Raw genomic sequence first — 8,186 nt, 5'->3', positions numbered from 1 at the left:
CACGCGTGAGCCGCAATTGACGGAGATCGGCCGGGCGATGCTGGAGGACGCACGGCGCATGATCGGCGTGCTGCAGCGCATCCGCTCGCGCGTCGACGGCCACCACCAGGGGCTCGAGGCCGAGGTCGCGCTGTCGGTCGACGCGACGCTGCCGTCACCGGTGCTGGTTCGGGTGCTGAAGGCATTCGAGGCGCAGTTTCCGACCGTGATGCTGCGGCTGCACATCGGCACGCTCGGCCTGATCCCCGACCATGTCGTCAGCGGGCAGGCCGACCTTGGCATTGGCGGCCTGCTGGGCGATGTCGACGTGAACCTTGTGCGCATCGGCTTCATGTCGATCGTGCTGGCCGCCGCGCCCACCCACCCGCTGGCCTTGCTGCCGAAACCGGTGGCGATCGAGGATGCGCGCGAACACACCCAACTTGTCGTCACCGACCAGTCGGAGCGCACCAAGGGGCGCGACTTCGGCGTCTATGCCTACCGTACATGGCGGCTGACGGATGTGCGCACCAAGCATATGCTGATGCGCGAGGGGCTGGGCTGGGGCGGGCTGCCGCGCTGGCTGATATCAGACGACCTAGCGAGCGGCCGGCTGGTCGAGATCGACCTCGAATCCTTCAGGGAGGTGAGTTCGCCGCTGTTTGCCATGCATCGCAGCGATCGCAGCCCGAAGCCGGCGGCGGCCTGGCTGATCGACCAGTTCAAGCGCCAGCTCGGCTGCTTCAACGAGTTCGAGCCGGGCGAGGTGCCGGATGAGGAGCACGAGACAGCCCATCGATCAGCGCCATGAGCACGGCGCGGTAATCTTGCGCTGAGGCGCCGGCCTCGATGGCCAGGGCGGCACGGTCGAAGGCGGAGCCGAGCAGTGCGGTCAGCGCGTCGGCCGGCAATCTCGTCATCGTCTGCGCCCGCATCGCCGCGACCAGCCCTTCGCGCAGAGAGCGGTTGCCGTGGCGATTGTCGATCGCGTCCATGGCGGCGCGGCCAAGCACGGCCGGGCCGTCGAGCAGCAGCAGCCGCGTGCGTCCGGGCGCGCGCATGGCGGCGAGATAGGCGTCGGAGCCGGCAATCAGCGCGTCATGGGCAAACAGCGATGGCGGCGAGGCGCGCTCGATCTCCTCGGCGACCGCTGCCGCCTCCTGCTCGACCACGGCAGCAAACAGTGCCTGCTTGTCGGCAAAATGATGGTAGAGCGCGCCGCGCGTCACGCCGGCGGCGGCTACGATCTCCGGCGTGCCGGTCTCGGAATAGGATTTCTCCGTGAACAGCTTTCGCGCCGCGGCAATCAGGTGGGCGCGCGTCGCTTCGGTGCGGTCGCGGTTGGAACGACGCGCGAAATCGTGTTGCATACATGCAGCCTGTATGTTAATTCGGTTTACATGCAGACTGTATGTTAATTGACGGGAGAAGGAAAGATGAAGACCACGAGCTATTACCCGGTGCTGATGACCGGCGACGTCGCCGGCACGGCGGCCTTTTATGTGAAGCATTTCCGCTTCCAGCCCCTGTTCGAAAGCGACTGGTATGTGCATCTGCAATCGGGGGAGGACAGAAGAGTCAATCTCGGCATCGTCCAGGGCGACCATGAGACCATCCCGGAAGAGGGGCGGGGCCGCGCTTCGGGCCTGCTGATCAATTTCGAGGTTCGCGACCCGGACGCTGTCTATGAGCGCGTCGTCGCCGCCGGCCTGCCGATCCTGCGCTCGCTGCGCGACGAGCCCTTCGGCCAGCGCCATTTCATCACCAAGGACCCCAATGGCGTGCTGATCGACGTCATCAAGCCGATCCCGCCGAGCGAGGCGTTTCTGGCGCAGTATGCGGAAGGGGTGGCGGGAGCCTGAGCGCCCGCCTCAACTGGCCCTTGCCACCGGCGTCACCGTCACCTGGCTGACACCGGTGCGGCGCACGACGGTGCACAGCGTCTCGCGGCCGATGCGTTCGGCGTCGAGCATGCGCACCAGGTCGTCGACGCCGGTGACAGGACGGCCGTCGATGGCGGCGATGATGTCGCCTTCTTTCAGGCCGGCCTTGGCCGCCGGGCCGTCCTTCTCGACGCTGCGCAGGCGAACCGCCGTGCTGGTCGAGACTTGCGACAACAGGGCGGCGCGGCGCGGCAAACTGGCAGTGTCGGCCGAGACGCCGATGAAGGCGCGGCGGACACGGCCGAAGCGGATGATCTCCGAAATGACGAAATTGGCGGTGTTGGAGGCGACCGCGAAGGCGATGCCCTGCGCGCCATGGATCATGGCGGTGTTGACGCCGATCACCTCGCCGACCGACGAAACCAGCGGCCCGCCGGAATTGCCGGGGTTGAGCGCTGCGTCGGTCTGGATGACGTCGTCAATCAGCCGGCCGGTCGAGGCGCGCATGGAGCGGCCGAGCGCCGAGACGACGCCGGAGGTGACGGTCCATTCAAAGCCGAGCGGATTGCCGATGGCGATGGCGATCTGGCCGCGCCGCAGCCGCTTGGAATCGGCGAGCGGTGCGACATCGGCAAAGCTGCCGTCGGCGCGCACCAGCGCGATGTCGGTGTCGGGATCGCGGCCAAGCACGCGGCCTTCGCGGGAGGCGCCGTCCGGCATCGAGACGCGCACTGTCCTGGCATCGCCGACGACGTGGAAATTGGTAACGACCAGTCCGTCCGGCGCGATGACAAAGCCGGAGCCGTGGCCGCCCTGGCCGCCGACGCGTTCGATGCGGCAGACGGCCGGGCCGATGCGGTCGACGGCGTCCGCAACGGTCGTCGAATATGCGTCGAGCAATGTATCGTCAGGTTCGAATTTGGCTGCGGCGAGGGCCATGGAAGGGCTCCGTATTTTCGGGCGAAAGGATGATTTTTTTCCTGTGCGCGTCGTTGTCCCAAAACCGCTGAGCACTTTTGGGCGACACGCACTATATGTGCGGAGCGGCTGGAACCGCCGCGACCTGACCAGATGGCCAGTCAAACCGGCAACTAGCCGTCAGGCGAGTACCTCTGAACGCGCTGTCGAGCGATATCTGGGGCATGGATGAACCCAGGAGACCAATATGAGCGATTTCAATCTGAGCGCGTTTTCGCAAGCCATCGCCGATCTCGCCTCCCAGGCGGCACCGGCAACGGCTGGCTTCGCCACGCATCATCACCGCACGGCAAGCGCCTTCCACTGGCGTGACGGTTATTTCGTCACCGCCGAGGAGGCTGTCGAGGCCGGCGAGGAGATCGAACTGACGCTGGCCTCGGGTGAGGCGGTGAAGGCAGAACTGGTCGGCCGCGATCCGTCGACTGGCGTTGCCCTGCTGAAGCCGGCTACGGCCATCAACGCCGTGCCGTTGGCCAGGGCTGACGCGGTGCGGCCAGGCAACATTGCCATCGCCATCGGCAATAGCAACGGGTCGGCTCTGGCCGTTTCGGGCTCGGTAGGCGAAGTCGGTCCGGCCTGGCGCTCGATGCGCGGCGGCACCATCGACCGGCGCATCAATCTGGCCGTCGGTGCCGGCGGCCGTTTCGAGGGCGGCCCGGTTCTCGACGCCAAGGGTGCGCTGATCGGCATGCTGCTGTTCGGGCCGCGCCACCGGGCGCTGGTCATGCCTTACGAGACGATCGAGCGGGCGGTTGCGACGCTGCGCGAAAAGGGCCTTGTCGCGCGCGGTTATCTCGGCGCCGGCCTGCATCCGGTACGCGACCGCGACGCGCATGGCGCGATGGTGATGAGCCTCGATGACGATGGTCCCGCCAAGGCCGCCGGTCTCTCTCTCGGCGATATCATCGTGGCGTGGAACGGTGAGGCGGTGCATGGCCCGCGCGACCTGATCCGCAGGCTCGGACCAGACAGTGCGGGCGCTTCGGTGACGCTCGGCGTGGTGCGCGGCGGCGAACAGCGCGATGTCGGGCTGACCATCGGCGAAAAGCCGCTGAGCTGAGGGCATCCATGGACACGCTCACCAGCGACCGGATCATGCATGACGGTGCCGTCTCGCGGCGGCTGGTGGTGCTGATTGCGCTTGGCGATGCGTCGCGCGCCGAGCGCCTGGCGGCCTCGCTGGCCGCGAGCGATGACCTGCTGCCGGTGGTGGCCGGCAGGGCTGACGTCGCCATCGTTGACGACAGCAGCGGCGGTGCTGTGCCGGCCGCCATTCCCCGGGTTCTTCTATCGGGAGGCGCCAATGGCGAACGGCCCGCGGGCGAGGTGTTGGCCGTCCTCGAAACGGGCGCGGACGATTTGTTGATCGCTGCGGCGGCGCGGCTGGCGGCGGCCGGCTATCGGGTATCGGGCGAGCGCAGAACCGGACGCCATGAGGATTTCCATACTGGCGATGGCGAGCCGTTCGAAGATGAAGCCTCCGACGAGCATGCCGTCCGTCCTTCGCTGTCGCCGCGCGAGGCGGAAGTGCTGGCGCTGCTGGCCGAGGGCGCACCCAACAAGGTGATCGCGCGGCGGCTGAACATTTCCGTGCACACCGCGAAGTTCCATGTCGCCGCAATCCTGATCAAGCTCGGTGCCGCCAACCGCACCGACGCGATTGCCACTGCGATGCGGCAGGGGCTGGTGCTGGTTTAGTCATAAACCCTACGCTGCGTAACGCGGTGTCCGGCGTGTCGGGTCTTGCGCTGTGGTCGCCCGCCGCGCAAAGCTTCGCGTCTGACGTGTTGCAAGGGAGGCGCAAGGAAATGTCGCTCAAGGGAAAGACGCTGTTCATCTCCGGCGGATCGCGCGGCATCGGGCTGGCGATCGCGCTGCGCGCGGCGCGCGACGGCGCCAATGTGACGATCGCGGCCAAAACCGCCGAACCGCATCCGAAGCTGCCCGGCACAATCTATAGCGCGGCAGAAGAGATCGAGCAGGCCGGCGGCAAGGCGCTGCCCGTGCTGTGCGACATCCGTGAAGAGGCACAGGTGGCCGAGGCGGTCGCCAGGACCGTGGAAAAGTTCGGCGGCATCGATATCTGCGTCAACAATGCCAGCGCCATCCAGCTCACCGGCACGCTGGAAACCGACATGAAGCGCTACGACCTGATGCATCAGATCAACACGCGCGGCACCTTCCTGGTGTCCAAAATGTGCATTCCGCACCTGAAGTTGGCCAGCAATCCTCACATCCTGAATCTGGCACCGCCGCTCGACATGAAGGCCAAGTGGTTCAAGAACCATGTCGCCTACACGATGGCCAAGTTCGGCATGTCGATGTGCACGCTGGGCATGAGCGCCGAGTTCGCCAAGGACGGCATCGCCGTCAATTCACTGTGGCCGATTTCGACCATCGACACGGCAGCCGTGCGCAATCTGCTGGGCGGCGCGACGGTGGCGGCAATGAGCCGTTTGCCCGACATCATGGCCGATGCTGCGCATGCCATCTTCATGCGGCCGGCGCGCGAAGCGACCGGCAATTTCTACATCGACGAAGAGGTGCTGCGCGCCGAGGGCGTCAGCGATTTCTCGATCTATGCGCCTGATGCGACCGGGCCGCTGGCCGGCGACTTTTTTGTCCCCGACGAGGTGTTTGCCCGCACGGACAGCAAGATCAGGAATATTTACTAGAGCTGTTCGTTTTGACGCGACGGGCGTCGAGCCAAGACCTTCGCCACCAGCAGAGTCGTGGGAAAGCCCTGCTCGAACAAGGCGGTAGGGCATCGTTCCTGCGGGATTGATTCAACGTCCGGCAGGCGCAGGCTCACGCCTCGTCCTTCTTGCCTTTGCTCAGGCCCATCAGCCGGTCGATATAGGCGAGCATGAGCGCCGAGACGACGAAGGCGAGATGGATGATGGTCAGCCACATCAACTGGTCGGTCGTGTAGGACGATGAGTTCAAGAACACCTGCAAGAGGTGGATCGACGAGATGGCGACGATGGTCGAGGCAACCTTGACCTTCAGCGAACCGACATCGATGGTGCCCAGCCAGTGCACACCGCCGTCCTGGTCGTCGAAGCGGCTGACGAAATTCTCGTAGCCCGAGATGATGACCATCACCACCAGCGAGGCGACCAGCGCGGCATCGATCAGGCCGAGCATCTTCAGGATGGTGTCGGTGTCACCGAGCGTGAACGCCAAGGTAATGAACTCATAGAGCTTCTTGCCGAAGGACAGCGCATAGACGGCCAATGCCAGGGCCAAGCCTATATAGAAAACGACGAGCAGCCAGCGTGAAGCGAGAATGATCGATTCGATGGCGAGTTCGAGACGCTTCATGGGATGATTCCGGCGGGTTATCTCTCAGCAATGGCCGTATTCGACGAGGCCGCCACCGTTTGCAAGACAAAAAACCCCGCCGAACAAGGTCCGGCGGGGCTCAATGCGTCCCGCTGGAGTCGGGACGGGGCAGGGAACGCCCAGCACCGAATCTGGGGTGGCTGCGCTCGCGATTCAATGAGCCGTGTCTAATGCCCGTAAAATTCTTGTTGAACCCGACACATCCATCCACCCCCGGTTGTGCCGGGGGGGGATGCTTCTCTTGCCGATTCCACAAACCGGGTCATGATTTTGAAATCATGACCTAATTGTTGCTGGCGACCGGTGCCACCAGCGAGGTGATGCGGCGGATGGCGACGCGGCGGTTCTCGCGGTTGGGCGCCGCCGTGTTGACCTTCAGATACTCCTCGCCATAGCCCTGTGTCGTCAGGTTTTCCGGCGGGATGCCGAAGGCATTGGTCAGAGCCTCCGCCACCGCTTCCGCGCGGCGATCGGAAAGAGCGAGGTTAGCCTCCGGTGTGCCGACCGCGTCGGTGTGACCTTCGATCAGGAAGGTCTCGGCCGGGTTCTTCTTCAACAGCTTCTCCATGGCGGTCGCTACGCCCTCGAGCTTCTGCACCTCGGTGTCGGAGATGGAGGCCGAACCGAATTCGAAGTTGAGCGTGTCGAGATCGACGCGACGTGCGATGTCGCGCACGCGGGCCGAACGCTTGACCTCGTCGATCGAATAGAGGCGCTGGACCTTCTCGACCGGGGGCTGTTCGAGGAACTCGTAGTAGTCATCGGGGCTCTCGACGTCCTCGGAATCGAGAATGTATTCCCGGCGCGGGATGGTCAGCCGCATCGGCGGCAGGTCGTCGCCGGGATCACGCCAGTCGCTGTCATCTTGATAGTGCCGCTCGTCGACATAGCTCAGCACATATTCGTGTCCATCCGGCGCGATGCGCGAACGCTGGATAACGTCGCCATAGCGGTTGCGGATGGTGACGATCCGGACACCGTTGTCACGCTCGACGATTTCCCGGGTGCGATCGCCCGACAGATCCTCATAGTAGACTTCTTTGGCACCGCGGGTGACGCGCGGGGCGTCATTGCTCTGGACAAATGTCTGGTTGTTGAACTGCAGGATGACGCGATCGCCGAGTTTCCTGACGACGTCGACGCCTTTCGGACGCCGACGATCGCGGGCGATCTCATCGGGCGCACGCTCTACGCGCGTACCCTTCTCCTCGGTCACCGGGACGATCTTCTCTGGCTTGATCTCCTGCTGTGCGGCCCTGTCGTCGGTGGGCGGCGGACCCTGGTCGATGGGAGCAGCCACCGGCTTGCGGCCCTGATCGCCACCTTGCTGGGCATTTTGTCCGCCATTCTGCTGCTCGCCATCCTGCTGAGCATTCTTGTCGCCACGTTTGCGGCCGCCGCCCCTGCGCTCGGCGTCCTTCTGGCTGTCCAGGATGGGAGCGGCGTTTGGATCGGCCGGTGCTTCGCCCTGCACCGGGTTTTCGCCCTGTGCCGGTGCTGCCGTCTGACCATTGGCCGGTTGTTCGCCGGTGGCGGGTTGTTCGGCCGTCGCCGGCTGCTCGCCAACAGGTTTCCTGCCGTGCTTCTTCGTCGTGTCCTGGGGCTGCTCGCCTTGGGCCGCCGGCTGCTCGCCGGCAGGGGCCGTCGCCTCTCCAGCGGGAGCTTCCTTCGGCGCCGGGGCGACTTCAGGTTGGGCTTGCTGATCCTGCTTGTTCTTCTTGCGCGGCTGGGCCTGCTCGCCGGGCTGATTGTCGTTGGCCGGCGCGACCTGTTCGGCCGGCGTCTGCTCAGTCTGCTGCTGCTGATCACGCTTCTTTCTGCGCGGCTGCTGTTCCCCTGCGGGTGCTGCCTGTTCGGCCGGCGCCTGCTCGGTCTGCTGCTGCTGGTCACGCTTCTTTCTGCGCGGCTGCTGTTCCCCTGCGGGTGCTGCCTGTTCGGCCGGCGCCTGCTCGGTCTGCTGCTGCTGGTCACGCTTCTTTCTGCGCGGCTGCTGTTCCTCTG

Annotated in this window: 9 protein-coding genes; 5 read left to right on the top strand and 4 right to left on the bottom strand. The window is 65.2% G+C overall.

Going from position 1 to position 8,186, the window contains the following annotated elements; translation table 11 throughout:
- A partial coding sequence (locus tag EN914_RS16000) for a LysR family transcriptional regulator (RefSeq protein WP_127389149.1) occupies positions 1 to 790 on the top strand: 790 nt, incomplete at its 5' end.
- On the opposite strand, the gene EN914_RS15995 is transcribed toward EN914_RS16000, so the two are convergent.
- Positions 723 to 1,349 carry a TetR/AcrR family transcriptional regulator gene (locus EN914_RS15995; protein WP_024505494.1) on the bottom strand — a complete coding sequence of 209 codons (627 nt, stop codon included), beginning with the start codon at positions 1,347 to 1,349 and terminating at the stop codon, positions 723 to 725. The genes EN914_RS16000 and EN914_RS15995 overlap by 68 nt on opposite strands.
- 66 nt (positions 1,350 to 1,415) lie before the next feature.
- On the opposite strand from EN914_RS15995, the gene EN914_RS15990 reads away from it, so the two are divergent.
- Complete coding sequence (locus tag EN914_RS15990) at positions 1,416 to 1,841, top strand: VOC family protein (RefSeq protein WP_013530166.1); 426 nt, start codon at positions 1,416 to 1,418, stop codon at positions 1,839 to 1,841.
- Positions 1,842 to 1,850: 9 nt separating this feature from the next.
- Here the strand turns inward: EN914_RS15990 and EN914_RS15985 are convergent, their stop codons facing one another.
- A complete protein-coding gene (locus tag EN914_RS15985) occupies positions 1,851 to 2,801 on the bottom strand; it encodes a S1C family serine protease (protein WP_024505495.1) in 951 nt (316 codons plus the stop codon).
- Positions 2,802 to 3,027: 226 nt separating this feature from the next.
- On the opposite strand from EN914_RS15985, the gene EN914_RS15980 reads away from it, so the two are divergent.
- From EN914_RS15980 to EN914_RS15970, 3 genes are all read left to right on the top strand, one after another.
- Positions 3,028 to 3,900 (top strand): S1C family serine protease, encoded by an 873-nt coding sequence (locus EN914_RS15980; protein ID WP_024505496.1) that lies wholly within the window; start codon positions 3,028 to 3,030, stop codon positions 3,898 to 3,900.
- An 8-nt stretch (positions 3,901 to 3,908) separates the two neighbouring features.
- On the top strand, positions 3,909 to 4,538 hold the full coding sequence (locus tag EN914_RS15975; protein ID WP_024505497.1) for a helix-turn-helix transcriptional regulator: 630 nt from the start codon (positions 3,909 to 3,911) through the stop codon (positions 4,536 to 4,538).
- Positions 4,539 to 4,648: 110 nt separating this feature from the next.
- Positions 4,649 to 5,515: an NAD(P)-dependent oxidoreductase gene (locus EN914_RS15970; RefSeq protein ID WP_013530170.1), complete on the top strand. Its 867-nt coding sequence runs from the start codon at positions 4,649 to 4,651 to the stop codon at positions 5,513 to 5,515.
- Between the two features lie 133 nt (positions 5,516 to 5,648).
- On the opposite strand, the gene EN914_RS15965 is transcribed toward EN914_RS15970, so the two are convergent.
- The gene (locus tag EN914_RS15965) at positions 5,649 to 6,164 is read right to left on the bottom strand and encodes a TIGR00645 family protein (RefSeq protein WP_024505498.1); all 516 of its coding nucleotides are present in this window, start codon (positions 6,162 to 6,164) and stop codon (positions 5,649 to 5,651) included.
- Between the two features lie 304 nt (positions 6,165 to 6,468).
- Positions 6,469 to 8,186, bottom strand: a 1,718-nt coding sequence (locus EN914_RS40135) for an OmpA family protein (protein ID WP_407067783.1), incomplete at its 5' end; no start/stop codon positions are given.

The sequence above is a fragment of the Mesorhizobium sp. M7A.F.Ca.CA.001.08.2.1 genome (assembly GCF_003998455.1).
Taxonomy (GTDB): domain Bacteria; phylum Pseudomonadota; class Alphaproteobacteria; order Rhizobiales; family Rhizobiaceae; genus Mesorhizobium; species Mesorhizobium ciceri.
The sequence above is the reverse complement of the archived record's forward strand: the minus strand, read 5'-3'. Positions and strand labels throughout refer to the sequence as shown.

Bases quoted from the DNA above. Each gene is read 5' to 3' on its own strand.
- EN914_RS15995 (WP_024505494.1), bottom strand. From the start codon at position 1,349: ATGCAACACGATTTCGCGCGTCGTTCCAACCGCGACCGCACCGAAGCG.
- EN914_RS15990 (WP_013530166.1), top strand. From the start codon at position 1,416: ATGAAGACCACGAGCTATTACCCGGTGCTGATGACCGGCGACGTCGCC.
- EN914_RS15985 (WP_024505495.1), bottom strand. From the start codon at position 2,801: ATGGCCCTCGCCGCAGCCAAATTCGAACCTGACGATACATTGCTCGAC.
- EN914_RS15980 (WP_024505496.1), top strand. From the start codon at position 3,028: ATGAGCGATTTCAATCTGAGCGCGTTTTCGCAAGCCATCGCCGATCTC.
- EN914_RS15975 (WP_024505497.1), top strand. From the start codon at position 3,909: ATGGACACGCTCACCAGCGACCGGATCATGCATGACGGTGCCGTCTCG.
- EN914_RS15970 (WP_013530170.1), top strand. From the start codon at position 4,649: ATGTCGCTCAAGGGAAAGACGCTGTTCATCTCCGGCGGATCGCGCGGC.
- EN914_RS15965 (WP_024505498.1), bottom strand. From the start codon at position 6,164: ATGAAGCGTCTCGAACTCGCCATCGAATCGATCATTCTCGCTTCACGC.